We start from the raw sequence: 25,993 nt of genomic DNA, 5'->3' as shown, positions 1-25,993 counted from the left end.
CGGGAGCCGTCCGCACGTGAGGGGCGCGGGGGCTGTGGATACGATGCCGTCATGGGTCGTCGGCTGGTACCGCTCACCCTGGACAACCTCCAGGACCTGCCCAACCGTTGCCGGAACTGCGTGTTCTGGGAGCTGGATCCCGTCAGCGGTGGGGCCGCGGTCAAGGCGGGTACGTCGGAGGTTCAGAAGGAGGCCTGGATCTCCGCCGTTCTGCTGGACTGGGGTTCCTGCGGCCGGGTGGTCTACGTGGACGAGGTTCCGGTGGGCTTCGTCCTCTACGCCCCGCCGGCCTACGTGCCGCGGGCTGCCTCGTTCCCGACGAGTCCGGTGTCCCCGGACGCGGTGCAACTGATCACGGCATGGATCATGCCGGGTTACCAGGGCCAGGGCCTGGGCCGGGTGATGGTTCAGACGGTCGCCAAGGACCTGCTGCGTCGAGGCTTCAAGGCGATCGAGGCATTCGGCGACGCGCGGTGGGAGCGGCCCGCGTGCCTGCTGCCCGCCGACCATCTGCTCGCCGTGGGCTTCAAGACGGTCCGTCCCCATCCCGCGCACCCGAGGCTGCGCCTGGAACTGCGAACGACCTTGTCCTGGAAGGAAGACGTGGAGCTGGCTCTGGACCGTCTGCTCGGCGGAGCGCGCAAGGAGCCGGCGCTGCGTCCGTTGTGAGTACGACCTGAACATGTGAAACGGGGCCGCCCCTTGAGGGGGCGGCCCCGTTTCACGTGAAACACCGCTGGATCAGCCGGCGGCCTTGACCTCGACGAAGTCCGAGAGGTCGCGCAGGATGGCGGCCTTCGGCTTGGCGCCGACGATGGTCTTGGCGACCTCGCCCGCCTGGTAGACGTTCAGGGTCGGGATGGACATGACCCCGTACTTGGCGGCCGTGGCCGGGTTCTGGTCGATGTTGAGCTTGACGATCTCGATCTGATCGCCGTACTCGGCGGCAATGGCCTCGAGCGAGGGCGCGATCTGGCGGCACGGACCGCACCACTCGGCCCAGAAGTCCACCAGCACGGGCTTCTCGCTGGCGAGGACGACGGTGTCGAAGTCGGCGTCGGTCACGTTCTTCAGGTTGCCGGCCACAGCGGGCTCCTTCTTCCTGCGGGGTGTGGGGTGTGGGGAGGGAACAGCGGGTCAGACGGCCGCGTGCGCGTGCTCGGAGTCCGAGAGGGCGGCCAGGAAGCGCTCCGCGTCGAGAGCGGCGGAGCAGCCGGTGCCGGCCGCGGTGATCGCCTGACGGTAGGTGTGGTCCACCACGTCGCCGGCACCGAAGACACCGGTGACGTTCGTACGGGTGGAGGGCGCGGCCACCTTGAGGTAGCCCTCGTCGTCCAGGTCCAGCTGGCCGGTGAAGAGCTCGGTCCGCGGGTCGTGGCCGACGGCGATGAAGAGGCCGGTCACGGGGAGCTCGGAGGTCTCACCGGTCTTGGTGTTGCGCAGCGTGAGCCCGGAGAGCTTCTGCTCGCCGTGGATCTCCGCGACCTCGCTGTCCCAGGCGAACTTGATCTTCGGGTCGGCGAAGGCGCGGTCCTGCATGGTCTTGGAGGCACGCAGGCTGTCGCGACGATGGACGATGGTGACCGACTTGGCGAAGCGGGAGAGGAAGGTGGCCTCCTCCATCGCGGTGTCGCCACCGCCGACCACGGCGATGTCCTGGTCCTTGAAGAAGAATCCGTCACAGGTGGCGCACCAGGAGACCCCGCGCCCGGAGAGGGCGTCCTCGTTGGGCAGACCCAGCTTGCGGTGCTGCGAACCGGTGGTGACGATGACGGCCTTGGCGCGGTGCACCGCACCGGCGGTGTCGGTGACCGTCTTGATCTCACCGGTGAGGTCCACGGAGACGATGTCGTCGGGGATGAGCTCCGCGCCGAAGCGCTCGGCCTGGTCACGCATGTTGTCCATGAGGTCCGGGCCCATGATCCCGTCCCGGAAGCCGGGGAAGTTCTCGACCTCGGTCGTGTTCATGAGCGCGCCGCCGGCGGTGACGGCGCCTTCGAAGACCAGGGGGTTGAGCGAAGCGCGTGCGGTGTACAGGGCGGCCGTGTAACCGGCCGGCCCGGAGCCGATGATGATCACGTTTCGTACGTCGCTCACGGGTTCTTTCCTCGTCTCTGCGGACTGCGTGTTGCCTACCGGGGGCCGGTGCGGACTCTCACCCCACCCAACGGATCCTACGGCGCGCGCATTCCCCGCTTGTCCAGTAAGGAACCGGAACAGGTCAGCCGCGGGGATAGGTGCGCGTCAGGAGCGGCGTTCCCGGAGCTTTCGTGGCGGAGTCCGCGCAGGCGGCCGGCACCACGTACGCGTCCACGAGGGCCGGGTCGCCGGGGTGCGGCAGAACGACGAGGTAGACGTCCGTGCCCTCGTAGGTGCCACGGTCGGTGGCGAGCGGGGCGTCGACGCGGCCGGTGGACTGCTGGACACAGGGCGGTACGGGGTTCGCTTCCGCGGCGCCCCGGCGGTCGGAGGGGGCCGGCGCGGGGATGTTCTCCAACCCCATCGTCTTGTTGGTCGCAGCCGGCGGGGACTCCACGGCGTCGCCCGTCTTCGCGTTGTTCCCGGTGGTGCCGGTGTCTCCGGCGGCCAGGAGCCGGCGGACGCTGTCCTGGAGGCCCTGCGCGGTGTACCCCGCGCCCGGCGTACGCTCCGCGGCGGCCGAGGAGTCACCGCGAACGGCGGTGGCGGAGTCGTGGGAGGTGCTTCCGGTCAGCCCGTCGACGAGGAAGACGGCCAGCACGCAGGCGGCTGCCCCGGCCAGCCCCGCGAGCACCGCGATGCGGCGACGGGCCCGGCGGCGCCCTGGTCCGGTGGAGCCGGACGGGTGACCCGAGGGGTGGCTGGACGCACCTCGGCCCGTGGTGCGGTCGGAGCCTTCGGGCGATGTTTCACGTGAAACGCCGGTCGACACCCCGGCGGTCGGCGCCCCAGCGCCCTGCTCCCCATCACTCGGTGTGTGATCGCTCGGTGTTTCACGTGAAACGTCGGCATCCGCGTGGGCACGGTCGGAGGCCGGCGCGGGGGCGGTGGAAGCCGTGCGTGTGCCGGTCGAGTCGAGCAGCGCTTCGGCGGCGAGGGCCGCGTCGATCCGGCCGGCGATGGCGGCGGGCATCCTCGGCGGCCCCGGAAGGGTGCCGAGGAGGCCCCGGATCTCCTGGAGCGAGGCCAGGACATCCGCGCACAGGGAGCACTCCCCGAGATGGCGGCGCACTTCGGCGCCGCGCGACGGGGCGAGCAGTCCTTCGGTCAGGTCGGAGATCTCCGAGACCTCCGGGTGCCGGATCGTTCCGGTCGTGGGGCTCACGGTCGTCCACCTCCGCCCTTCACAGCGTCTGGGTCTGGGTCCCGGGGTTCTGCCGCTGGTGGGACGGGCGTCCCCGGCGTCCGGTTCCTTCCCCGCTCCGAGGTGCTGTTATCCGCGGCATTCGTGCGCAGATGAGTGAGCATCGGGACGAGTTTCGCCCGGCCGCGCGCGCACCGGCTCTTCACGGTCCCGGTGGGGACGTCCAGGATCCGGGCGGCTTCGGCGACGGGGTATCCCTGCATGTCCACGAGGACGAGGGCGGCCCGCTGATCGGCCGGGAGGGTGCCGAGAGCGGCCAGCAGCTGCCGGTGGAGGTCCTGGCGCTCCGCGGGAGCCTCGGCGGACTCGTGGGGCTCCAGGAGCCGCTCCAGGCGGTCCGGGTCGTTGAGGGGGGACGTTCGGCGGGAGGCGGCCTTACGGGCCCGGTCGAGACAGGCGTTGACGGTGATGCGGTGCAGCCAGGTGGTGACGGCCGAATCCCCGCGGAAGGTGTGGGCGGCCCGGTAGGCGGAGACGAGGGCGTCCTGCACGGCGTCGGCGGCCTCCTCGCGGTCGCCGAGGGTGCGCAGGGCCACGGCCCACAGCCGGTCGCGGTGGCGGCGTACGAGCTCACCGAAGGCGTCGGGATCACCGGCGACGTGCAGCGTCAGAAGTTCCTGGTCGCTGTGGTCGCCGGTCGTGGCGTGGTCCAACGGTGAGCCCTCCCCTGCCGTCCGTCAGCCCGTGAACTTCACATCCGTGATGCCCTGCTTGTAGCCGGCGCTACTGAAGGCGTCGACGGGAGCCTCGGGCATGGCGGTGATCCACAGCAGTACGTAGCGCGACTTCACCGGCTTCTCGACGGTCAGGCGCACGTTCCGCTCCTTCGCCGTGGTGCCCGCCATCTTCTTGGCGGGCGCGACGGTCGTCTTCAGGTCCGGGTCCAGGGAGTCGGCCGCGTACAGCGCCAAGGTGGTGTGCTCACCCGTGAACCGCAGCCCTATCGACGCCTCGTTCACCTCGCGCTCGGCCCCGAGGTCGTAGACGATGCCGACGCCGCTCTTGATCGTCAGCTTCGGGCCCTCGAAGAAGCTCTTGGTCCGCCAGTACGAGGAGGCGTCACCGTCGTACGTCTTGGCGACGCCGTCGGAGTTCTGCGGATTCCCGTCGGGGTAGTACTCCGCGGCGTCCTTGATCGAGAGCGGTACGGGGGCCTTCTTGACCGGTGCGTCGTCGTTGGACTGCTGCTGTTGCTGGTTGCCGTTGTTGCCGTTGCCCTGGTTGCGGTGCTCCAGGAGCGAGTCGGCGAGCTGCCAGCTGCCCAGGCCGAGTGCGGCGATCAACAGGGCGGCGACGCCCCACTTCAGGGCCCGGCCGGTACGGCTCTGCAGCGGCGGCGGCGGAATCGCCGCGACCTGGGCGGCGGGGCCGCCGGGCGCCAGGGGCCGACCGTAACTGCCCTGCTGGTACGTGGTGTGCTGGTACTCCGGGGGTGCCGTGAAGGCCGGCTCCGGCGGCCGGATGCGCGGCATCGCGGTGACGGCCCTGGACAGTTCCTCCGGCGTGGTGCAGGCGGGTTCCTGACGGGACGCGGTGGCCCCGTCGTTGGCGAGGGCGCGCATGGCGAGCTCGCCGAGGCCGCGGTGGACTCCGGCGCGGACCTGGTCGGGGGCGATCAGGCCCACGCCCTTGGGCAGGCCGGCGAGGCCGTAGGCGTCCGTCTCGTACGGCCAGCGCTGGGTGAGCGCGGCGTACAGCAGCGCGCCGATGGCCTCCGTGTCCGCGCGCTGCGGGGTCTCGCTGGTGATGCCGCGCAGCGCGGCGTTCACCGCGAGGCCGCGGATGCGGTACTGGCCCGTGGAGGTGCGCAGTATCGCGCTGGGCGTCAGCCGCAGGTGGGCCAGCCCTTCGCGGTGGGCGGCGGTCATGGCCTGGGAGACCTGGCTGACGAGCTGGTAGGCCTCGTGGGACTCCAGCGGTCCGGCCGCGAGGATGGCGGTGAGTTCGGTGGCGTCGGGCAGCCACTCGTGGACGACGTAGACGAGGTCGTTCTCCTCCACGGCGTCGAGGACCTGGACGAACCGGGGGTCGCCGAGCAGGGCGGAGGAGCGGGCGGCGGCCAGCACCGTACGGGCCCTCGGGTGGTCGGCGGGCAGCAGGTGAACGCCGACGGCACGACGGAGCTTCTCGTCCATCGCGCGCCAGCTGCTGAATCCGTCCAGACGGGTGACGCACTCCTCCAGGCGGTAGCGTCTGGCGAGCTTGTGGCCGCTGTGGAGTTCCGGCGCGGCCACGGGGGCCGCGTGCGTGCGTTCGCCGTCCTTGTCGGGCATGGGTCCGTCCGCGGCTCGTCCGTTCTGGGTGTCCACCCCGTCGGCCGTGGCCTTGGCCGCTCCTGCGACCAGCGGCTCGTCGCCGCTGTTGTCGGCCACGTCGACGGCAGCCGTGCTACGTTCCGCCACCGTCGTCCCCGCCTCCCCATCCGTTACGCGCTGTCGGCCAGTCCGCGAAGCCATGCCAATTGTGCCCACAGTCCGGCGCTCTGCACGACACGCCAGGGAGGTCGGGTCCTGCGGTGGGCGTCCGCATCAGCGCCCCAGACGTCCACGGACCATCCCGACCATGGAGTTGAGCTCTTCGATCCGCATCCGCTTGGCGGCGATCAGGAACACCGCGCCCAGCGCGATGGTGCCGGCGACGAGAGCGGCGAGGGAACCGACGACTCCGCTGCCCAGCCACTGGGTGACCCCGTAGGCCACACCACCCGCGACGACGGCGGCCGGCACGCAGGCCCCGATGAGCCGCGTGTAGGTGCGCATGACGTGGGCGCCGTCGAGGTCGCCGCCGAGACGGTTCTTGAGTCGGCGCCAGGCGACACCGACGCCCACCGCGTAGCCCAGTCCGTAGGCGGCGGCCATGCCGACGACGGCCCAGCGGGCGGGGAGGACGAAGAAGGCGATGGTGGAGGCGCCGGCGTTGACGGCGGCCACGATGACCGTGTTGAAGAAGGGGGTCCGGGTGTCCTCGTAGGCGTAGAAGCCGCGCAGGACGACGTACTGGACGGAGTACGGGATCAGGCCCAGACCGAAGGCCATGAGGACGAAGCCGATGTTGCGGGCGTCGTCCGCGCCGGACCCGGCGTACAGCAGGGTGGCCATCGGGACGCCGAGCGCGAGGAACGCGAAGGCGCAGGGCACGATCGCGACGGCCGAGGTGCGCAGGCCGTAGGAGATGTCGTCACGGACCGCGGCGGCGTCACCGTCGTGCGCGGAGCGGGAGATGCGGGGCAGGACGGCCGTCATGACGGAGACGGTGATGATGGCCTGCGGCATCTGCCACAGCAGCAGGGCGTAGTTGTAGGCGGTGATACCGGTACCGCCGTGGCCCTGCGTACCGGCGAGCGATCCGGCCGTGGTGGCGAGCTGGGTGACGACGATCAGGCCGAGCTGGTTGACGAGCACGAAGAAGAAGGTCCACTTGGCGAGGCCCGCGGCCTTCCCGAGGCCGTGGCCCTTCCAGTCGAAGCGCAGGCGCGGCTTGAACCCGGCGTCGCGGAGGTAGGGCAGCATCGCGAGGGACTGGACGACCAGGCCCAGCAGGGTGCCGATGCCGAGCAGCCGGACGCCCTCGGGCGTGATGCTCCCCTCCGTCATGCCCGTGGAGGTGAAGCCGCCGAAGGCCCAGATGAAGGCGCCGAAGGTGGCGATGACGACGATGTTGTTGAGGACCGGGGTCCACATCATGGCGCCGAACCGGCCGCGCGCGTTGAGGATCTGACCGAGGACCACGTGCACGCCCATGAAGAACATGGTGGGCAGGCAGTAGCGGGCGAAGGCCACGGCCACGTCGAGCCGCTCCGGGTTGTCCGCGATGTCCTGCGACATCATCCCGATCAACAGCGGGGCGGCCAGGACGCAGACGGTGGTGACCGCGCCCAGCAGGACCACGACGAGGGTCAGCAGCCGGTTGGCGTAGGCCTCGCCGCCGTCGTCGTCGTTCTTCATGGCCCGGACGAGCTGGGGGATGAAGACCGCGTTGAGGGCGCCGCCGCCGACGAGCACGTAGATCATCGTCGGCAGGGTGTTGGCGACCTGGTAGGAGTCGTTGAGGACGGCGACACCGATGGCGCCGGCGATCACCAGGGTGCGGGCGAAGCCGGTGAGGCGGGACACGATCGTGCCCGCGGCCATCAGCGCGCTCGACTTGAGCAGGCTGGAAGCGCGCCCGGCGGGCTTGGTGGGGGCCGGGGCGGCCACCGGGGCCTCCTCGACCGGGGTGCGGGGGGCCGCCTGCTGGTCCCGGTACAGGTGGGCGAAGGCGTCCGGCTCCGGCGGGTCCTCGGCCGCCCCCGTCACCAAGGAGTCCACGCCGACGAACTGCGTGGTGGTGGCGTGGTCCCCGTACGGCAGGTGACGCGAGGGGCCGTCCGGCTCGGGCGGCGGCGTCTGGGCCCAGACGCGCGGGTCGGGGCCGTGGGAGGGCGCCTGCGGAGCCGCGTAGAGCGGGGCCGCTTCCTGGTAGGTGCCGGGGGGCGGCGGCGGGTGGGACGCCCGGTCGTACATGACCTCGGCGACCGGATCCTGCGCCGACAGGTCCTGCGCCCGGTACGGGTCGTAGGCGTAGGCGTCCTGGACGTAGGGGTCGTGGTCCGGCGCGGGCCCGGGCGCCGGAACCTGCCCGGGCACGGGAGTGCCCGGCGCAGTGCCCTGGGAGGGCGTTTGCCCACCAGCGCCCTGCGCGCGGTCACCGTCGTACGGCGCGTTCATCGCAACCCCACCTCATCGTCCCCAGGCCGACCGGCCACGGCATCGCTCAACGGTCCACTGTCTCACTCGGGCCGGACCCCTCGGCGCTTTGCGGTCCGGTGTCCGGGGACTCGTCACTCGGCTGCGTGCTCTCCTCCGCGGCCGTGCGGGCCGCGACACGCTTGCGGCTCGCGTACATCTTGATGCCTGCGAGGACCAGCAACAGCACGCCGCCCGCCATGACCAGCATGACCGTGGGCGTGATCTCCGTCGCATCGACGGTGAAGGTGCGCTCCTTGCCGTACGGCACGCCGTCCTTGGTGAAGAGCTGCGCGGTGACTTCGACGGGCCCGCTCGCGGTGGCGTTGGCGATGAACTTCACCGTCTGGCTGTGCCCGCCCTGGACGTTCACCTCCTGCTGCGCCTCCCCGCTGTCGTCGAACATCAGGCGGGTGGGGTTGGCGGACTTCACGCGGAGCACGAGGTTGTGCACGTCCTGGACGAGGCTGTTCTGCACGCTGACGGGGATCGTCGCGCTGTGCCCGGACAGGGTCGCGTCGGACTTGGGGATGACCTTGACCTTCTCGGTGAGCCCGATCAGGTATTGCTGGACCTCCTCCCGGTAGAGGCGGCCCTCCTCGGGGCGGCCCCGCCAAGACGTGGACATCTCCCGGTTGGTCGTGTTGCCGAAGGGGATCTCGACCCGGTCCGGCGCCGTGAGGATGACCTTGAAGTGGTCCAGGGTGTTCTGGGTGGTGCGGATCTTCTCGAAGGCCGACACCGGGAGTTCCTGCTTGCTCAGGGACTCGGGGTACTGACCGGCGCCCGGCACCTGGGTCGAGGCGCCCGGGTCGGGCTTGGCGGCGGCCGCCGCCTCCAGATCGGAGGGCTGGCTCCAGCGGGCGCCCTGGAGGCCGCGCAGCGCGAGGGCCATCGAGTCGGCCTGGCTGACGGTGGGCATGCGCTGGGGCGCGACCACGTAGCTGCGGGGCTCGTCGCCGTTGTGCAGGTTCAGCGCGAGGCTGTGCGCGAGGAACTGCTGCACGGCGAGCGTGGAGTTCGCGGCATGGGACATGTCGCCGCCGAAGGCGGTGGACAGCTCGGCGTCGGCGACCACGGCCGTGGTGCCGGCGCCGATGGGTCGGGCGGCCGAGGGCGTGTAGCCGAGGGCACCGCTCTCCTGGAGGCTGTCGCTGCGCGTAAGGACGTTGTGGGCTCCGGCCGAGGTGGCGACGTTCACGATCGCGGGGTCGATCGCGCCTTCCACGGGCCAGGAGAAGTCGGTGGACGGGGTGACGTGCAGCACCGTCTCGACGGCCTGCTTCGCCTTGTCGGTGGCGGGTCGCAGTTGGCCGAGGGTTCCCGAGACGTCCTTGCCGTGGTGGGCCAGGGAGGCGATGTCCGGGTCGGCGAACGGCAGCGCGACGACCTTCTTGCCCTGGACGGCGTTCTCCAGGTCGCTCAGCCAGCGCTCGGCCACGGCCTTGTTCTTGCCCTGGACGGGCTTGCCGCCGGGTTCGGGGCTGCGGACCCGGTAGCCCTTGGTCATGGCGTCGACGGTGGTCAGCAGGTCGGGGTCGATGACCCAGGTGACGGGCAGGTCCTTGCCCAGCGCGACCATCCGTTCCAGCCGGCCGCCCGCCGCCAGCTCCTGGGCGAGGGAGTCGTCGAGGAACACCGGGGTCTGCAGTTCGTCCGAGCCGCTCTCCGCCGTGACGCGGGTCGTGGAGATCAGCGGCCACACGTAGGTGAGCGAGGAGCGCTTCGCGGCGGGGTCCGGCTGCCAGGGGAGGAAGGTCCGCTGGATGCCGAGGACCCGCTCGGCGGGCCGGCTGTCGGTCGTCCCGGATACGGAGACCCCGAGCTGGTAGACGCCGTCCGCGCCCAGCTCCAGCTTGTTGACCGGCACCTTGATGGAGAACGGCTTGCCGACCTTGGAGGGGAGCGAGTCGAGCTTCACGGCGAAGGCGCTGTCGATCTCCCCGGGATCCACACCCGGCCGGAAACCCTTGCGTTCCGCGACCTCGTCGATGGCCGACCGGTCACTCACCATCGGTCCGACCCGCAGCCCGACGTGGGCGCCCTTGATCGTCTCGGAGCTGTTGTTGACCACGGTGCCGGAGATCGTCAGCGTGTCGCTCTTGACGGGAGCGCTGGGGCTCACCTCGTCCAGCTGGACGTCGACCGAGCCGTCGGCGGCCTGCGCCGGCGGGGCGGGAGCGTAGATGAGAGCGGCCAGCACCGGCGTCCCGGCGAGCAGGACCACCGCCCGCCGCAGCCAGCGGCGCCGGGCAGGGGTGGGAGTTCCCCCCTGGATTTCTGCCGCCTCGGCCACGCGCTCGCCCGTCCTCGAAGTGTCAGTGGTCGTCGTTTCTGCGTCCACGCATGGTAACGAGGCGCGCTGTGCGCGAGTGCCGCGCCTTGCTCCACATGATCGGGGGCGGCCCTCGGGCACCCCGGCGCCGGGGTGCCGTAAAACGAGGGAGCCCGTGCCGGGCGGGCCACGTACCCTTTTCTGTTGTGCCGAATGCCAATGAAGACACCCCCAGTGCCCTGAATCAGGTGCAGCGCCGCGCGGTCAGTGAACTGCTGCGGGTCGCTCCTGTCGCCGACGAGCTCGGCCGCCGGTTCCAGCAGGCGGGCTTCCGCCTCGCCCTGGTCGGCGGGTCCGTCCGCGATGCGCTGCTCGGGCGTCTCGGCAATGACCTCGACTTCACCACGGACGCGCGTCCCGAGGACGTCCTGAAGATCATCCGGCCGTGGGCCGACTCCCTCTGGGACGTCGGCATCGCCTTCGGCACGGTCGGGGCACAGAAGCAGGGCTTCCAGATCGAGGTGACGACGTACCGCTCCGAGGCGTACGACCGCACCTCCCGCAAGCCCGAGGTCTCCTACGGCGACTCGATCGAGGAGGACCTGGTCCGCCGCGACTTCACGGTCAACGCCATGGCCCTGGCCCTGCCGGAGCAGGAGTTCGTCGACCCGCACGGCGGCTTGGAGGACCTGGCCGCGGGCGTGCTGCGCACGCCCGGCACCCCGGAGGACTCCTTCTCCGACGACCCGCTGCGGATGCTGCGCGCCGCCCGGTTCGCCGCGCAGCTGGACTTCGAGGTCGCACCCGAGGTGGTCGCGGCGATGAAGGCGATGTCCGACCGGATCGAGATCGTCTCGGCGGAGCGGGTGCAGGGCGAACTGAACAAGCTGCTGCTGTCGGCCCACCCCCGCAAGGGGCTGGGACTGCTCGTGGACACCGGTCTCGCGGACCGCGTGTTGCCCGAGCTGCCCGCGCTGCGGCTGGAGAGCGACGAGCACCACCGGCACAAGGACGTCTACGACCACTCCCTGATCGTGCTGGAACAGGCGATCGCGCTGGAGGAGGACGGCCCCGACCTGGTGCTGCGCCTGGCGGCCCTGCTGCACGACATCGGCAAGCCCCGCACCCGCCGCTTCGAGAGCGACGGCCGGGTTTCCTTCCACCACCACGAGGTGGTGGGCGCGAAGATGACCAAGAAGCGCATGACCGCGCTGAAGTACTCCAACGACATGATCAAGGACGTGTCCCGGCTGGTGGAGCTGCACCTGCGCTTCCACGGCTACGGGGACGGCGAGTGGACCGACTCCGCGGTGCGGCGCTACGTCCGTGACGCGGGCCCGCTGCTCGGTCGGCTGCACAAACTGACCCGCTCGGACTGCACCACGCGCAACAAGCGCAAGGCCAATGCCCTGTCGCGCACCTACGACGGACTGGAGGAGCGCATCGCGCAGCTCCAGGAGCAGGAGCAGCTGGACGCGATCCGGCCCGACCTGGACGGCAACGAGATCCAGCAGGTACTGGAGGTCGGCCCCGGACCGGTCGTGGGCAAGGCCTACGCCTTCCTGCTGGAGCTCAGGCTGGAGAACGGCCCGATGGACCGCGAGGCGGCGGTGGCAGCCCTCAAGGAGTGGTGGGCCACTCAGGACGCGCAGGGCTGAGAGGAGTCCCGCCGGTGTTTCACGTGAAACGCGCTCGCTGTTTCACGTGAAACACCGGATCCGTTTCACGTGAAACGGCGGGCTAGGACGGCGGGACGAGGGCGGTGTTTCACGTGAAACACCGCCCTCGGCGTTGCAGGAGCACGGCCGTGGCGGCGTAGAGCAGGGACACGGTGACGATGAGGGTGATCGAGCGACCGTCGGCCGGGAGCATGAGCGAGGCCACGGCGGCCGCTCCGACGAACGCCACGTTGAACAGTACGTCGTAGACGGAGAAGACCCGCCCGCGGAACGCGTCGTCCACCTGGGACTGCACGACCGTGTCGGTGGAGATCTTGGCGCCCTGCGTGGCGAAGCCGAGGACGAACGCGGCGACGAGCATCGGGCCGGGGGCGAAGAAGAGTCCGAGCGCGGGGACGAGGACGGCCGCACCGGCGGCGCAGACCGTGATGCACCCCAGGGTTCCCAGCCGGGCCACCAGCCAGGGCGTGATGACGGCGGCGACGAAGAACCCGGCCCCCGAGACCCCGACGGCGATGCCCAACAGGGCCAAGCCGTCGGCCTCGTTGTCCGACCAGGCGTACCGGCAGAGCATCAGCAGCGTGACGGTGAGGGCCCCGTAGCAAAAGCGCATGAGCGTCATCGCGGTGAGGGCCAAGGCGGCGTCGCGCCGTTCGGCGAGGTGCCTGAGCCCCCCGGCCATGCCCCGCACGGTGAGGGCAGCGCCCTCGGCAAGTGACGGGTGACTTCGGCCGGGTGGGTGGTCGGGTCCGAGCAGATCCACGGCGAGGCGCAAGGAGGCCAGGGCCGCACACAGGTAGAGCCCGGCGCCGAGCAGCACGACGAGGGCGTTGCTGTCGGAGGCCAGGAGCCGGACGAGGAAGGCGAGGCCGCCCCCGCCCACGGCCGCGAGGGTTCCGGCGGTCGGGGAAAGGGCGTTGGCCGTGACCAGTTCGGCGGGTCCCACGACGCGGGGTAGCGAGGCGGCGAGGCCGGCCAGCACGAAGCGGTTCACCGCGGTGACGGACAGGGCCGAGGCGTAGAAGAGCCAGTCGGGTACCTGAGCGACGATCAGCATGCCGGTCACACAGGCGAGGAAGGCCCGCAGCAGGTTGCCGTAGAGGAAGACCTGGCGACGGCGCCACCTGTCCAGCAGCACCCCGGCGAAGGGACCGATCACCGAATACGGCAGCAGGAGCACCGCCATGGCCGAGGCGACGGCCGCGGGCGAGGTCTGCTTCTCCGGTGAGAAGACCACGTAGGTCGCGAGCGCGACCTGGTAGACACCGTCGGCGGCCTGCGAGAGCAGCCGAACGGCGAGCAGGTTGCGGAAGTCCCTCAGGCGCAGGAGTACGCGCAGGTCACGTACGACAGGCATGAGGGCAAGGGTCACACACGCCGAGGGTCCCCGGACACATTGTCCGGGGACCCTCGGCGGAAGAGCAGTCGAAGACCAGGTGTCCGCAGGACACGTGGGTGTGACTAGCGCTCGACCTCGCCCTTGATGAACTTCTCGACGTTCGCGTAGGCCTCGTCGTCGAAGTACTGCACCGGCGGGGACTTCATGAAGTAGCTCGACGCCGACAGGATCGGGCCGCCGACACCGCGGTCCTTGGCGATCTTCGCGGCGCGCAGGGCGTCGATGATGACACCGGCGGAGTTCGGGGAGTCCCACACCTCGAGCTTGTACTCGAGGTTCAGCGGGACATCGCCGAAGGCGCGGCCTTCGAGGCGGACGTAGGCCCACTTGCGGTCGTCGAGCCACGCCACGTAGTCGGACGGGCCGATGTGGACGTTCTTCTCGCCGAGCTCACGGTCGGGGATCTGCGAGGTGACGGCCTGGGTCTTGGAGATCTTCTTCGACTCCAGGCGGTCGCGCTCCAGCATGTTCTTGAAGTCCATGTTGCCGCCGACGTTGAGCTGCATGGTGCGCTCGAGTCGGACGCCGCGGTCTTCGAACAGCTTCGCCATCACGCGGTGCGTGATGGTGGCGCCGACCTGGGACTTGATGTCGTCGCCGACGATCGGGACACCGGCCTCGGTGAACTTGTCGGCCCACTCCTTGGTGCCGGCGATGAAGACCGGGAGGGCGTTGACGAAGGCGACCTTGGCGTCGATGGCGCACTGCGCGTAGAACTTCGCAGCGGCCTCGGAGCCGACGGGGAGGTAGCAGATCAGGACGTCGACCTGGCGGTCCTTGAGGATCTGGACGATGTCGACCGGGGCCTCGGCGGACTCCTCGATGGTCAGGCGGTAGTACTTGCCCAGACCGTCCAGGGTGTGACCGCGCTGGACCGTGACGCCCGCGTTCGGGACGTCACAGATCTTGATGGTGTTGTTCTCGCTGGCGCCGATTGCGTCCGAGAGGTCGAGGCCGACCTTCTTCGCGTCGACGTCGAACGCGGCGACGAACTCGATGTCACTCACGTGGTAGTCGCCGAACTGGACGTGCATCAGACCGGGGACCTTGGCCGCCGGGTCGGCGTCCTTGTAGTACTCGACGCCCTGCACCAGCGAGGCGGCGCAGTTGCCCACGCCGACGATGGCTACGCGAACCGAACCCATTCCGGTTGCTCCCTGTTTGTTCTCGGAACGAGGCCTGCGAGATGCAGGCCTCACTTTGCAGTTTCGTCGGACGGTCCGGGTCGTCTCCGATCCCGTCCCGCCCGCTCGCTCTCGATGAGCTCGTTCAGCCAGCGCACTTCACGCTCCACGGATTCCATGCCGTGTCGCTGCAGCTCAAGCGTGTAGTCGTCGAGACGCTCCCGTGTGCGGGCGAGTGAGGCGCGCATCTTCTCCAGGCGCTCCTCCAGCCGGCTGCGGCGGCCCTCCAGTACCCGCATGCGTACCTCACGTTCGGTCTGACCGAAGAAGGCGAAGCGGGCGGCGAAGGACTCGTCCTCCCAGGTGTCGGGGCCGGTGTGGGAGAGGAGCTCTTCGAAGTGCTCCTTACCTGCGGCCGTCAACCGGTAGACGATCTTGGCGCGGCGCCCTGCGAGTGAAGCGGCGAGAGCGTCTTCCGGGGCGTTGCCCGGCTCTTCGATCAACCAGCCGTTGGCGACCAGCGTCTTGAGGCAGGGATAGAGAGTCCCGTAGCTGAACGCCCTGAACACCCCCAATGAGGTGTTGAGCCGCTTGCGGAGCTCGTAACCGTGCATGGGGGATTCGCGAAGCAGGCCGAGGACGGCGAACTCGAGGATGCCTGAGCGCCTGCTCATCCGCCTGCCCCTCTCTGCCTCTGAGTTTATGCCGAGCTGATGTATCGACTCGATACATCCAGACGATAGAACGGGCGGCCGTCCGCGACAAGGGGTGACGTGGTGACCGGCGTCACATCATCAATTCGCGCGACGTAAGGTGCCTGATTTGGGGTGAACTTCGGCACTGGTCGGGTTTTGGCCGTGCGTAGTCTGTGCGGCAACACAACGGGGGAACCGGAATTCACCAGCCGCTTCCAGGCCACTCGCCTGCCCGAGGAGTAGTCGTTCGATGAGCGAGCACCGCCGCAAACCGCCGCAGCCCCAGGGCGGCGGACGCGCCGCGTCCCGCCGGGCCGCGCAACCGCGCCCCGGAAGGGGTGCCGGGTCCGGGCATGACGTCCCCACGGCGTCACCCAGCGGACCCCACGCAGAGCAGACCGCACACGCCGGACGCGCGGACGCCCGCCGGGCCGGCCGGCGCGGAACCGCCGGCCCCGGCGGGAAGAGCAGGGGGGACCGGCTCGTCGACTACCCGCGCGCCGGGAAGGACGGCTGGAAGCGCTTCGTACCCTCCTGGAAGCTGGTCGGAGGCACGTTCCTGGGCTTCTTCGCCGTCATCGTGGCGGGCGCCGGCATCGGCATCGCCAGTGTCGGCACCCCGGACCCGAACAAGGCCGCCGAGGCGCAGAACAACGTGTTCCAGTGGGCGGACGGCACCCAGATGGTCGCCACCGGCGGTTCCACCAACCGGCAGATCGTGCCCATCGACCAGATCCCCCTGTCGATGCGCAACGCGGTGATCGCCGCGGAGAACGAGTCCTTCGAGACCGACAAGGGCGTCGACCCGACGGGCATCGTCCGCGCGGTGGTGAACATGGCCACCGGCGGGTCCACGCAGGGCGGCTCGACGATCACCCAGCAGTACGTGAAGAACATGTACCTGGACTCCGAGCAGACGCTCAAGCGGAAGGTCACCGAGCTCTTCATCTCCATCCGGCTCGGTGTCTCCGAGTCGAAGGACACCGTCCTCGCGGGCTACCTCAACACCGCGTACTACGGCCGCGACGCCTACGGGATCCAGGCCGCGGCCCGTGCCTACTTCGGGAAGGACGCCAAGGACCTCGACCCGTCCCAGAGCGCTTTCCTGGCGGCGCTCCTGAAGGGCCCCAACCTCTACAACCCGGACGGCGGCATCGGCACCGCCGCCACCCCCGAGGCCAACGAGAAGAGGGCCCGGGGACGCTGGGCCTGGGTGCTCGACCGCGAGGTCGCGGTGGGCCGCATGGAGCAGTCCGAGCGGGACAAGTACAAGGAGTTCCCGGCCCGGGTCGATTCCGAGCAGGCCCGCGGCATGTCCGGCCAGACCGGATACCTCGTCGAGGTCGCCAAGCAGTACGTCCTGAAGACCACGGGCATCACGGCCGAGAAGATGGCCCTGGGCGGCTACACGATCCGGACGACCTTCGAGAAGTCCAAGGTGGAAGCCCTGTCCAAGGCGGTGGAGGACACCCGCAACGACTTCCTCGACGAGAAGAAGCGGCCCCAGTACGACACCTTCGTACAGTTCGGCGCCGCCTCCGTGGACGTGAAGTCCGGGGCGATCGTGGCGCTGTACGGCGGTCCCGGCTGGGACCACAAGCACTTCACCAACAACGCCAACACCTCGGGCGTGCCGGTGGGCTCGACCTGGAAGCCGTACGTGCTGGCCGCGGCCATGGAGTACGGCACCCAGAACTCCAAGGGCTCGGGCATCTCGGTCGACAGCAAGTACCTCGCCGACGACCTCACGGTGATCACCAACCGGCAGGGAAAGCCGCTGCGGGGCAAGGGCGGCGAGCCGTTCAAGCAGAAGAACGAGAGCCCGCAGGCCTTCGGCTACGTGACCCTCGACGAGGCGATGCGGCAGTCGATCAACGTCCCGTTCGCCCAGCTGATCTTCGACGTCGGCCACGACAAGGTCCGCGGGGTCGCCCGGTCCACCGGCATCCTCGACGAGTCGATGGACCCCGACGACAACGCCTCCTTCGCCCTCGGCACCTCGACGCCCAGCGCCATCCGGATGGCCGACTCGTACGCCACCTTCGCCGCCTCCGGTACCCACCACGAGCCCTTCTCCGTGACCAAGGTCACGGAGGACGGTCAGGACCTGCCCGGCTTCGAACCCCCCAAGTCGGTCCGGGCCATGGACGACGCCATCGCGGACAACATCACCAAGGTCCTGCGCAACGTCGTCGAGAACGGCACCGGCATCAAGGCGAAGAAGCTGGGGCGGCCCGCCGCGGGCAAGACCGGCACCACCGACCTCAACAAGTCGGCCTGGTTCGTCGGCTACACCCCGGAGCTCTCCACCTCGGTCACGTTGTTCCGCAACGATCCGAACTCCAAGGACAAGGCGCTGATGTCCATGAACAACGTGGGCGGCGTCGACTCCATCCACGGTGGTGACATCCCGGCCGTGATCTGGACGGAGTACATGCGCGAGGCCCTCAAGGGCACTCCGATCAAGCAGTTCCCGGAGCCGGAGGACATCGGCGTGACCGCCGACGCCTCCGGCGCGCCCACCCCGACGCCCCCGGCGCCCTCCTACTCGCCCTCCCCGACCCCGTCGGCCCCGCCGTCGAGCTCGGCGCCCCCGGTGTCGCCGTCCCCCTCCCGGGGCGGCAGGCCGTCCTGCAAGCCGTGGGCCGGTCTGTACTGCGACCCGGAGACCGCGGGCGGCACCACCGACGGGGCCGCGAACGGCGGCATCGGTGGCATCGGCGACAACGGGGGGAACGGCGGGAACGGCGCCAACGGCGGCGGCCCGGGCGGTGACGACGGCGGAGTCGGCGGCTTCCCGGACGGCGGCGCCGGCGAAATGCCCTCCCCGTCCGGCTCGGGCCGGCCCGGCCGACCCGGCGGCTCCACGAACTGGGGCATGAACATGGGCGCCTCCGGCTGACCCGCCCCACCCTCCACACCGGCGAGGGCCGTCGCATCCGTGCGGCGGCCCTCCCGCGTGTCCGACCCGGTACGGCAGGATGAGCGCATGACCAAGGTGCACGAGGAGCGGCCCGTCCTGCCCACGGAGCAGGACGAGGTCGCCGCGGCAGGCAGCGAACTGATCGGCGGCCCCATCGGCCGCCATGCCCGCCTCGGCGGCCACTGGTTGGGACCGGTGCGCGTCGTGGTGCTGGTGGTCCTCGGGCTGTTCGCCCTCGGAATGGTGCAGAAGCTGCCCTGCTACGACTGGGCGTGGTTCCGCGGAGCGGCCTCCCAGTACACGCACGCCTGCTACTCCGACATCCCGCACCTGTACTCCGCGCGCGGCTTCGCCGACGGCCTCGTGCCGTACTTCGACCGCTTCCCGGACCAGGAGCCGAAGTACGGCGACATGCAGTTCCTGGAGTACCCGGTGCTGACCGGGGCCTTCATGCAGGTCGCCTCCTGGCTGACGCCGACCTCGGGCTCCCTCCAGCACCGCGAACAGATGTACTGGATGGTCAACGCGGGCATGCTGATGGCCTGCGCGGCCGTGCTGGCCGTCTGCGTGGCCCGGACCCACCGCCGCAGGCCCTGGGACGCGCTGCTCCTCGCCCTGGCCCCCGCCTTCGCACTCAACGCGACGATCAACTGGGACCTGCCGGCCGTGGCCCTCACCGCCGTCGCCATGTTGATGTGGTCGCGCAGCCGTCCGCTGGCCGCCGGCGTCTTCATCGGTCTCGCCACCGCCGCCAAGCTCTACCCCGCCCTGCTGCTCGGCGTCCTGTTCGTGCTCTGTTGGCGGGCGGGGAAGTGGCGGGCCTTCGGCGCGGCGGCCGGCGGGGCCGTGGTCGCCTGGCTCGTGGTGAACGCGCCGATCATGTTGTTCGCCTGGGACGGCTGGAAGCGGTTCTACGTGTTCAGCCAGGAGCGACCGATCGACTTCGGCTCCGTGTGGCTGCTGATCTCCCAGCGCAGCGGCAACCCGCTGGAGGGCGCCAACACGTACGCGACGCTCCTCACGCTGCTGATGTGCCTGGCCATCGGCCTGCTGACGCTGACGGCGCCCAGGCGCCCCCGGTTCGCGCAGCTGGCCTTCCTGGTCGTCGCCGCGTTCATCCTGGCGAACAAGGTCTACTCGCCGCAGTACGTGCTGTGGCTCATCCCGCTGGCCGCGCTGGCCCGCCCGCGCTGGCGGGACTTCCTGATCTGGCAGGCGGGCGAGGTCGCGTACTTCCTGGGCATCTGGTTCTACCTCGCCTACACGAGCAGTGGGGACAAGCACCAGGGCCTGCCCCTGGAGGGCTATCAGTTCGCCATCGCCGCCCACCTGGTGGGCACGCTCTACCTCTGCGCGGTCGTGGTGCGGGACATCCTGCTGCCCGAACGGGACGTCGTACGGCGCGACGGCTCCGACGACCCGTCCGGCGGTGTCCTGGACGGGGCCGAGGACAGGTTCGTGCTCCCGAACGCGACGAAGGCGCCGCGGGAAGCGGCGCCTTCGCGGGGACAGCGGGTCGACTGGGGCACGAACCCCGGCGACTGATCGGGTCAGGCGTCGAGCACCCGGTCGAACTGGGTGGTGGTGTGGCGCAGGTGCGCCACCAGCTCGTCGCCGACCTTGGGCTCGGTCGCGTCCGAGGGCACGAACAGGATCGACACCTGCATGTGCGGGGGCTCGGCGAACCAGCGCTGCTTGCCCGCCCACACGAAGGGCGAAAGGTTCCGGTTCACCGTGGCCAGGCCGGCGCGGGCGACGCCCTTGGCGCGCGGCATCACCCCGTGCAGGGCCTTGGGGGCCTCCAGCCCCACCCCGTGCGAGGTGCCGCCCGCGACGACGACCAGCCAGCCGTCGGAGGCGGCCTTCTGCTGGCGGTAACCGAAGCGGTCGCCCTTGGAGACCCGGGTGACGTCCAGGACCGCACCGCGGTACTGGGTCGCCTCGTGGTCGCCCAGCCACAGCCGGGTACCGATGCGGGCCCGGAAGCGGGTCTGGGGGAACTGCTGCTGGAGCCGGGTCAGTTCCTCGGCCCGCAGGTGGCTGACGAACATGGTGTGCAGCGGCAGCCGGGCCGCGCGGAGCCGGTCCATCCAGCCGATGACCTCCTCGACGGCGTCCGAACCGTCGGGGCGGTCGAGCGGCAGGTGCAGGGCGAAGCCCTCCAGCCGGACGTCCTCGATCGCCGTCTGGAGCAGGCCCAGGTCCTGCTCGGAGACGCCGTGGCGACGCATCGAGCTCATGCACTCGATGACGACGCGGGCGCCGACCAGGCCCCGGACCCCGTCCACCGAGGACACCGAGCGGATCACCCGGTCCGGCAGCGGCACCGGCTCCTCGCCCCGCCGGAACGGGGTGAGGACGAGCAGGTCGCCGCCGAACCAGTCCTTGATGCTGGCGGCCTCGTACGTGGTACCGACGGCCAGGATGTCGGCGCCCATGCGGGTCGCCTCCTCGCACAGCCGCTCGTGTCCGAAGCCGTAGCCGTTGCCCTTGCAGACGGGGATCAGTCCGGGGAACTGGTCCGTGATCTGCTTCTGGTGCGCACGCCAGCGCGCGGTGTCGACGTAGAGCGTGAGCGCCATGCCCGTCCGGAACCTCTCTTGGTGGCTGCTTGGTGCAGCGGTGCGATGTGTGGGTGAGGGAGGGGGATCAGCGGCGGGACATATACATGTCGAGCGCCTTGTGCAGCAGCTTGTTCAGCGGGAAGTCCCACTCGCCGACGTACTCGACGGCCTCGCCGCCGGTGCCGACCTTGAACTGGATGAGGCCGAACAGGTGGTCGTTCTCGTCCAGCGTGTCGCTGATGCCGCGGAGGTCGTAGACGCTCGCGCCGAGCGCGTACGAGTCGCGCAGCATGCGCCACTGCATCGCGTTCGACGGGCGGACCTCGCGCTTGTGGTTGGCGGAGGCGCCGTACGAGTACCAGACGTGCTGGCCGACGGTGAGCATCGTGGCGGCGGCCAGCGGCTCCCCCTCGTGCGTGGCGATGTACAGCCGCATCCGGTTCGGGTCCTCGGAGTTGAGGGCCGTCCACTGGCGCTGGAAGTAACTGAGCGGGCGCGGGCGGAACTTGTCGCGCTCGGCGGTGATCTCGTAGAGGTGCTGCCAGGTGGGCAGGTCCTCGTAGCCGCCCTGGACGACCTCGACGCCGGCCTTCTCGGCCTTCTTGATGTTGCGGCGCCACAGCTGGTTGAAGCCCTTGAGGACGTCGTCCAGCGAGCGGTTCGCCAGCGGCACCTGGAACACGTAGCGGGGCTGCACGTCGCCGAATCCGGCGCCGCCGTCCTCGGCCTGCTGCCAGCCCATGCGGCGCAACTTGTCGGACACCTCGAAGGCGCGGGGCTCGATGACCGAAGCCTCGACGTCACGCAGGCGCTTGACCTCGGGGTCCTGGATGCCGGCCTTGATGGCGGCCGAGTTCCAACGGCGGATGACGACGGGCGGGCCCATCTTCACGGTGAAGGCGCCCTGGTGCTTCAGGTGCGCCAGCATCGGCTGGAGCCATTCGTCCAGATTGGGGGCGTACCAGTTGATGACCGGGCCCTCGGGAAGGTACGCGAGGTAGCGCTTCACCTTGGGCAGCTGGCGGTACAACACGAGCGCGGCACCGACGAGTTCGCCGGACGCGTCGAACCAGCCCAGGTTCTCGGAACGCCACTCGTTCTTCACGTCGGCCCACGCCGGGACCTGGCAGTGGCTCGCCGAGGGCAGGCTCTGGAGATATCCCAGATGCTGCTCTCGACTGATGGTCCTCAGGGACAGGCTCATGCGGGGCGTCTCCTCCGGCGGCTTCGCTGGCTATGGCGCGAAGCCTACTGCGACGTGGGCGCCACCCATCTGGGGGACGGGCCGGGCCCGGGCCGGTGGAAGCCGGCGCCCCGTCGCGGAGGTCCCCCGGTCAGCCCAGCCAGCCGCCGAAGAGGCCGCCGTGCGCCATGCCGAGGAAGAAGCCGATGGCAGCCGCGCCAAGGCCGATGATCAGCACGAAGCGTTCGCGTGTCGTGATGGAGATGAACTGTCCGTAGCCGCCGGTCAGGATCCCGATCAGTCCGGCCCACGAGCTGATCAGGTGCAGGTGGTGCCAGAACGCCGTGATGAACGCCACGGCGCCGAGTACGAGGGTGGCCGCCATCAGGGTGTCCTGGAGCGGGTGGGGCTTGCCGTCCGTCGCGAGGAGAGAGATGGGGGACTGCGGTCGCATTGCCTGTGCCATCGGAAGGCACCTCCTGGCTGGAGCAGAGCGGTGGGACGGGGCTGCCGCCGGTAGGCCGGGGCATAGCACCGAGCACACCCGATGCATACAGATTGTGGCCCCCTCCCGGCGGATTTCAACCGGAAGGAGTCGACGGGGTAGTCTGTACGGTCTGCGCGGTGTCTGTTCTCGGACGCCGTGCGCACGCATCACGACCCTCCTGCCACGGAACGACCGTGGCCGCTGAGTCCAAAGGAGGTGGGTTCCACATGCGTCACTACGAAGTGATGGTCATCCTCGACCCCGATCTCGAGGAGCGCGCTGTCTCCCCGCTGATCGAGAACTTCCTCTCCGTCGTCCGTGAGGGCAACGGAAAGGTCGAGAAGGTCGACACCTGGGGCCGTCGTCGTCTCGCTTACGAGATCAAGAAGAAGCCCGAGGGCATCTACTCGGTCATCGACCTGCAGGCCGAGCCTGCGGTCGTCAAGGAGCTTGACCGCCAGATGAACCTGAACGAGTCGGTTCTCCGGACCAAGGTCCTTCGCCCCGAGACCCACTGAACTTCGGTTCAGCGGTAATCGGGACCGAGTAGTACACAGCAGCCCAGCAGCACATCCCCGCCGAGAGGTTCATCCATGGCAGGCGAGACCGTCATCACGGTCGTCGGCAATCTCGTCGACGACCCCGAGCTGCGCTTCACCCCCTCGGGTGCGGCGGTCGCGAAGTTCCGTGTCGCGTCCACTCCCCGCATCTTCGACAAGCAGACCAATGAGTGGAAGGACGGCGAAGGCCTGTTCCTGACCTGCTCGGTCTGGCGTCAGGCGGCCGAGAACGTCGCTGAGTCCCTTCAGCGGGGCATGCGCGTCATCGTGCAGGGCCGGCTGAAGCAGCGGTCGTACGAGGACCGTGAGGGTGTCAAGCGCACGGTCTACGAGCTGGACGTCGAGGAAGTCGGCCCCAGCTTGAAGACCGCCACGGCCAAGGTCGCCAAGACCTCGGGTCGCGGAGGCCAGGGTGGATACGGCGGCGGTCAGCAGCAGGGTGGCGGCGGCGGCAACTGGGGCGGAGCCCCCGGTGGCGGCGGTGCGCCCCAGGGCGGCGGAGGTTCCTCCGACGACCCGTGGGCGTCCAGCGCGCCGGCTGCCGGTGGCCAGCAGCAGGGTGGCGGCGGGGGCGGTTGGGGCGGAAGCTCCGGCGGCTCCGGCGGCTCCGGCGGTGGCTACTCGGACGAGCCGCCCTTCTAGGGCAGCTCGCATCCACTTCTTGATCACACAGGAGAGACACAATGGCGAAGCCGCCTGTGCGCAAGCCTAAGAAGAAGGTCTGCGCGTTCTGCAAGGACAAGACCGCGTACGTGGACTACAAGGACACGAACATGCTGCGGAAGTTCATTTCCGACCGCGGCAAGATCCGTGCCCGCCGCGTCACCGGCAACTGCACGCAGCACCAGCGTGACGTCGCCACGGCAGTCAAGAACAGCCGTGAGATGGCACTGCTGCCCTACACGTCCACCGCGCGATAAGGAAAGGGTGACCGAATAATGAAGATCATCCTGACCCACGAGGTCTCTGGCCTCGGCACCGCCGGCGATGTCGTCGACGTCAAGGACGGTTACGCTCGCAACTACCTGGTCCCGCGTGGTTTCGCGATCCGCTGGACCAAGGGTGGCGAGAAGGACGTGGCGCAGATCCGCCGCGCCCGCAAGATCCACGAGATCGCGACCATCGAGCAGGCCAACGAGTTCAAGGCCAAGCTCGAAGGTGTGAAGGTCCGTCTGGCCACCCGCGCGGGTGACGCCGGTCGTCTCTTCGGTTCCGTCACGCCGTCCGACATCGCCACGGCGATCGAGGCGTCGGGTGGCCCGAAGGTCGACAAGCGTCGCGTGGAGCTGGGCGCCCCGATCAAGACCCTCGGTTCGTACCAGGTCTCCGTGCGTCTGCACGCCGAGGTCGCCGCGAACGTGGGCATCGAGGTCGTCGCCGCCTAAGGGCAGCGCATGAAGGGCCGCACCCCTCAGGGGGTGCGGCCCTTCGTCATTTCCTGGTGCGGTCGGGGCGAGGGCGGGGTGACTGTTTGACGTGAAACAGGGGTGGGGGTGTTTCACGTGAAACGAGGTCGACCCGGCGCTTCCTGTTTCACGTGAAACGAGCGCGTCCCTGTTTCACGTGAAACGGCCGATGCGTTTCACGTGAAACGGCGGCCGGCAGGCCCCCTCCGCGAACTGATCAGCGGGTGGCTCCGGCCACCAGCCACCGCCCGGAGCGGGCGCGCAGCTGGAGCGTGATCATGCGGACCACCATCATCAGTGTCATCGCCCACCAGAGAGTGGTGAGGCCCCCGCCGAAGACGGGTACGAGCAGGGCCGCCGGGGCGAAGACGGCCAGTGTCACCAGCATGGCGCGGGCGAGGTAGGGCCCGTCCCCGGCGCCCATCAGGACCCCGTCCAGCACGAAGACGATCCCGGAGACCGGCTGGGACACGGCCACGACGAGCAGGGCCGGCAGCAGGACGTCCTCGACCACGGGATCGCTGGTGAAGAGCGGGATGAAGACCGGGCGGGCGACGACGACCAGCAGGCCGAGGACGATGCCCGAGACGATCCCCCACTGGACCATGCGGCGGCAGACCGCCCTGGCGCCCTCGGTGTCCCCGGCACCCAGGTAGCGGCCGATGATGGCCTGCCCGGCGATCGCGATCGCGTCCAGGGCGAAGGCGAGCAGGCTCCACAGGGACAGCAGGATCTGGTGGGCCGCGATGTCGGCGTCACCCAGCCGGGCGGCGACGGCGGTCGCGATCATCAGGATGGCCCGCAGGGACAGGGTGCGGACCAGCAGGGGCGCTCCCGCCCGGGCGCAGGCCCGGATGCCGGCCTTGTCGGGGCGCAGCGAAGCGCCGTGCCGGCGTGCTCCGCGGACGACCACGAAGAGGTAGGCGGCCGCCATCGCGAACTGGGCGATGACCGTGCCCCAGGCGGATCCGGCGATGCCGAGGCCGGCGCCGTAGACCAGGGCCACGTTGAGGACGCCGTTGAGCGCGAAGCCGCCGATGGCCACGTAGAGCGGTGTACGGGTGTCCTGGAGCCCGCGGATGACGCCGGTGGCGGCCAGCACCATGAGCATGGCCGGGATCCCGAGGGCGGAGATCCGCAGGTAGGTGATCGCGTACGGGGCGACGGTGTCGGACGCTCCGAAGAGGGACACCAGCCCGGGCGCGGTGGGCAGGATCACGGCCGCCACGGCCGTACCGAGCAGGAGTGCGAGCCAGATGCCGTCCATGCCCTGTCGGATGGCGGCCGGGAGGTCGCCCGCTCCGACGCGCCGGGCCACTGCCGCGGTGGTCGCGTAGGCGAGGAAGACGAAGACGCTCACTCCGGTCATCAGGAGTGCGCCGGCGATGCCGAGGCCGGCCAGCTGGGGGGTGCCGAGGTGTCCCACGATGGCGCTGTCTGCCATCACGAACAGGGGTTCGGCAACGAGGGCGCCGAAGGCTGGGACGGCGAGGGCGAGGATCTCGCGATCATGCCGTCTCGGGGCAGCCTTGGCAGCTGGGGGGGCCTGTGTCATGCGCTCAATCCAATCTTCCACAGGTAATGGATGCCAGGGTTTTTGGATCCTTACCGAGGCGCTGACTTGGGGGTTC

Annotated in this window: 22 protein-coding genes; 8 read left to right on the top strand and 14 right to left on the bottom strand. The window is 69.8% G+C overall.

The genetic code is table 11. The features are described from left to right. The first annotated feature begins 51 nt into the window (after nucleotides 1-51). The gene (locus tag ACZ4XJ_RS14705; RefSeq protein ID WP_362875132.1) at nucleotides 52-669 is read left to right on the top strand and encodes a GNAT family N-acetyltransferase; all 618 of its coding nucleotides are present in this window, start codon (nucleotides 52-54) and stop codon (nucleotides 667-669) included. 72 nt (nucleotides 670-741) lie between these two features. On the opposite strand, the gene trxA is transcribed toward ACZ4XJ_RS14705, so the two are convergent. The 7 genes from trxA to ACZ4XJ_RS14670 form a co-directional block, all read right to left on the bottom strand. Next, nucleotides 742-1,086 carry a thioredoxin gene (trxA, locus tag ACZ4XJ_RS14700; protein WP_362875131.1) on the bottom strand — a complete coding sequence of 115 codons (345 nt, stop codon included), beginning with the start codon at nucleotides 1,084-1,086 and terminating at the stop codon, nucleotides 742-744. 51 nt (nucleotides 1,087-1,137) lie between these two features. Next, complete coding sequence (gene trxB, locus ACZ4XJ_RS14695; protein ID WP_468496372.1) at nucleotides 1,138-2,097, bottom strand: thioredoxin-disulfide reductase; 960 nt, start codon at nucleotides 2,095-2,097, stop codon at nucleotides 1,138-1,140. Nucleotides 2,098-2,221: 124 nt separating this feature from the next. Continuing rightward, nucleotides 2,222-3,304, bottom strand: coding sequence for an anti-sigma factor (locus ACZ4XJ_RS14690; protein ID WP_468496371.1), 1,083 nt, complete (start codon nucleotides 3,302-3,304; stop codon nucleotides 2,222-2,224). Continuing rightward, a complete protein-coding gene (gene sigM / locus ACZ4XJ_RS14685) occupies nucleotides 3,301-3,996 on the bottom strand; it encodes an RNA polymerase sigma factor SigM (RefSeq protein WP_468496370.1) in 696 nt (231 codons plus the stop codon). Before sigM ends, ACZ4XJ_RS14690 begins: the two co-directional genes overlap by 4 nt. 24 nt (nucleotides 3,997-4,020) lie before the next feature. Further along, nucleotides 4,021-5,745: a protein kinase family protein gene (locus ACZ4XJ_RS14680; protein WP_362875127.1), complete on the bottom strand. Its 1,725-nt coding sequence runs from the start codon at nucleotides 5,743-5,745 to the stop codon at nucleotides 4,021-4,023. Nucleotides 5,746-5,871: 126 nt separating this feature from the next. Continuing rightward, nucleotides 5,872-8,049 carry a murein biosynthesis integral membrane protein MurJ gene (murJ, locus tag ACZ4XJ_RS14675; protein ID WP_468496369.1) on the bottom strand — a complete coding sequence of 726 codons (2,178 nt, stop codon included), beginning with the start codon at nucleotides 8,047-8,049 and terminating at the stop codon, nucleotides 5,872-5,874. A gap of 46 nt (nucleotides 8,050-8,095) precedes the next feature. Beyond that, on the bottom strand, nucleotides 8,096-10,363 hold the full coding sequence (locus ACZ4XJ_RS14670) for a DUF6049 family protein (protein WP_362875125.1): 2,268 nt from the start codon (nucleotides 10,361-10,363) through the stop codon (nucleotides 8,096-8,098). 185 nt (nucleotides 10,364-10,548) lie between these two features. Between ACZ4XJ_RS14670 and ACZ4XJ_RS14665 the strand changes: the two genes are divergently transcribed. Further along, on the top strand, nucleotides 10,549-12,000 hold the full coding sequence (locus ACZ4XJ_RS14665) for a CCA tRNA nucleotidyltransferase (RefSeq protein WP_468496368.1): 1,452 nt from the start codon (nucleotides 10,549-10,551) through the stop codon (nucleotides 11,998-12,000). Between the two features lie 109 nt (nucleotides 12,001-12,109). Here the strand turns inward: ACZ4XJ_RS14665 and ACZ4XJ_RS14660 are convergent, their stop codons facing one another. The 3 genes from ACZ4XJ_RS14660 to ACZ4XJ_RS14650 all read right to left on the bottom strand — a co-directional run bounded on the left by ACZ4XJ_RS14660 (nucleotide 12,110) and on the right by ACZ4XJ_RS14650 (nucleotide 15,218). Continuing rightward, a complete protein-coding gene (locus tag ACZ4XJ_RS14660) occupies nucleotides 12,110-13,378 on the bottom strand; it encodes an MFS transporter (RefSeq protein ID WP_468496367.1) in 1,269 nt (422 codons plus the stop codon). A 104-nt stretch (nucleotides 13,379-13,482) separates the two neighbouring features. Beyond that, nucleotides 13,483-14,565 carry an inositol-3-phosphate synthase gene (locus ACZ4XJ_RS14655; RefSeq protein ID WP_362875122.1) on the bottom strand — a complete coding sequence of 361 codons (1,083 nt, stop codon included), beginning with the start codon at nucleotides 14,563-14,565 and terminating at the stop codon, nucleotides 13,483-13,485. A 50-nt stretch (nucleotides 14,566-14,615) separates the two neighbouring features. Continuing rightward, entirely contained in the window at nucleotides 14,616-15,218 is a 603-nt protein-coding gene (locus tag ACZ4XJ_RS14650) for a PadR family transcriptional regulator (RefSeq protein WP_281204955.1), read from the bottom strand. Between the two features lie 271 nt (nucleotides 15,219-15,489). Here ACZ4XJ_RS14650 and ACZ4XJ_RS14645 point away from each other — a divergent pair, with 271 nt between their 5' ends. Next, a complete protein-coding gene (locus ACZ4XJ_RS14645; RefSeq protein WP_468496366.1) occupies nucleotides 15,490-18,141 on the top strand; it encodes a transglycosylase domain-containing protein in 2,652 nt (883 codons plus the stop codon). Between the two features lie 87 nt (nucleotides 18,142-18,228). Continuing rightward, on the top strand, nucleotides 18,229-19,707 hold the full coding sequence (locus ACZ4XJ_RS14640; protein ID WP_468496365.1) for a glycosyltransferase family 87 protein: 1,479 nt from the start codon (nucleotides 18,229-18,231) through the stop codon (nucleotides 19,705-19,707). Between the two features lie 5 nt (nucleotides 19,708-19,712). Here the strand turns inward: ACZ4XJ_RS14640 and ACZ4XJ_RS14635 are convergent, their stop codons facing one another. From ACZ4XJ_RS14635 to ACZ4XJ_RS14625, 3 genes are all read right to left on the bottom strand, one after another. After that, nucleotides 19,713-20,744 (bottom strand): alanine racemase, encoded by a 1,032-nt coding sequence (locus ACZ4XJ_RS14635; protein ID WP_362875118.1) that lies wholly within the window; start codon nucleotides 20,742-20,744, stop codon nucleotides 19,713-19,715. A 67-nt stretch (nucleotides 20,745-20,811) separates the two neighbouring features. Then, a complete protein-coding gene (locus tag ACZ4XJ_RS14630; RefSeq protein WP_281204951.1) occupies nucleotides 20,812-21,930 on the bottom strand; it encodes a lipid II:glycine glycyltransferase FemX in 1,119 nt (372 codons plus the stop codon). 130 nt (nucleotides 21,931-22,060) lie between these two features. After that, nucleotides 22,061-22,375 (bottom strand): hypothetical protein, encoded by a 315-nt coding sequence (locus tag ACZ4XJ_RS14625; protein ID WP_362875117.1) that lies wholly within the window; start codon nucleotides 22,373-22,375, stop codon nucleotides 22,061-22,063. 248 nt (nucleotides 22,376-22,623) lie between these two features. Between ACZ4XJ_RS14625 and rpsF the strand changes: the two genes are divergently transcribed. The 4 genes from rpsF (at nucleotide 22,624) to rplI (ending at nucleotide 24,341) form a co-directional block, all read left to right on the top strand. Beyond that, nucleotides 22,624-22,914 carry a 30S ribosomal protein S6 gene (rpsF, locus tag ACZ4XJ_RS14620; RefSeq protein WP_004950685.1) on the top strand — a complete coding sequence of 97 codons (291 nt, stop codon included), beginning with the start codon at nucleotides 22,624-22,626 and terminating at the stop codon, nucleotides 22,912-22,914. Nucleotides 22,915-22,989: 75 nt separating this feature from the next. Continuing rightward, nucleotides 22,990-23,598: a single-stranded DNA-binding protein gene (locus ACZ4XJ_RS14615; protein ID WP_362875116.1), complete on the top strand. Its 609-nt coding sequence runs from the start codon at nucleotides 22,990-22,992 to the stop codon at nucleotides 23,596-23,598. Nucleotides 23,599-23,639: 41 nt separating this feature from the next. Then, nucleotides 23,640-23,876, top strand: a complete 237-nt coding sequence (rpsR, locus tag ACZ4XJ_RS14610; protein WP_005315025.1) for a 30S ribosomal protein S18 — start codon at nucleotides 23,640-23,642, stop codon at nucleotides 23,874-23,876. An 18-nt stretch (nucleotides 23,877-23,894) separates the two neighbouring features. Further along, a complete protein-coding gene (rplI, locus tag ACZ4XJ_RS14605) occupies nucleotides 23,895-24,341 on the top strand; it encodes a 50S ribosomal protein L9 (protein ID WP_327415001.1) in 447 nt (148 codons plus the stop codon). A 238-nt stretch (nucleotides 24,342-24,579) separates the two neighbouring features. On the opposite strand, the gene ACZ4XJ_RS14600 is transcribed toward rplI, so the two are convergent. After that, the gene (locus ACZ4XJ_RS14600) at nucleotides 24,580-25,917 is read right to left on the bottom strand and encodes an MATE family efflux transporter (protein WP_468496364.1); all 1,338 of its coding nucleotides are present in this window, start codon (nucleotides 25,915-25,917) and stop codon (nucleotides 24,580-24,582) included. Nucleotides 25,918-25,993 lie beyond the last annotated feature (76 nt).

It is taken from the genome of Streptomyces sp. NPDC029836, from assembly GCF_055574495.1.
Note: the sequence above shows the minus strand (reverse complement) of the source record. Positions and strands in the feature narration are given on the sequence as shown.